This window comes from Streptomyces tailanensis, assembly GCF_008386495.1.
In the GTDB taxonomy this organism is placed as follows: Bacteria; Actinomycetota; Actinomycetes; order Streptomycetales; family Streptomycetaceae; genus Streptomyces; species Streptomyces tailanensis.
In genome coordinates this window covers 84,218-84,836 of sequence record NZ_VTHJ01000043.1, presented here as the reverse complement: position 1 = coordinate 84,836, position 619 = coordinate 84,218, and the positions used below count along the sequence as shown (strand labels likewise).

General features: G+C 66.4%; 1 protein-coding gene. It reads right to left on the bottom strand.

The features are described 5' to 3' along the window. Positions 1-619, bottom strand: a 619-nt coding sequence (locus F3T56_RS29895; RefSeq protein ID WP_246204020.1) for an RNA-guided endonuclease InsQ/TnpB family protein, incomplete at both ends; no start/stop codon positions are given.

Here is a 619-nt window from a genome sequence, read left to right as displayed (position 1 = left end):
ACCTTCACGAAGGTGCGCCCGTACCGTTGTGCCTTGTAGTCGAGCAGGGCCACGAACTGGGACCAGCCTGCATCGTGCACACTCCTGGCCAGCCTGCCGCGCGCGAGTCCGCACACCGCCAGGTCCTCCACCGCGACCGCTTGGTTCTCGCGGATCAGCTTCGTGGAGAGTTGGTGGTGGAACTCCTTGCGCGCATCGGCCACCTTGGCATGGGCACGGGCTACCTTCAGGCGGGACTTGGCCCGGTTCTTTGATCCCTTCTGCTTGCGCGACAGCTCCCGCTGCGCCTTCTTCAGCTTCTTCTCCGCCCGGCGCAAGAACCGCGGACTGTCGATCTTCGTGCCGTCGGAGAGGACGGCGAAGTGGGTCAGGCCCAGGTCGATGCCGATCGCGGCATCGGGCTCCGGCTCGTCCCAGCGGGTCTGGTCGGTTTCGGGGTCGGTGGCGATGACGAAGCTGGCGAAATACCTTCCGGCCGCGTCCTTGATCACCGTCACGCTCGACGGCGTCACGGGCAACTCCCGCGACCACTTGACCTTGATCTCCCCGATCTTCGGCAGTGACAGCCGCCCCCGGCCGGTGATCTTCCAGCGGGCGTTCGCGGTGAACCGGATCGCCC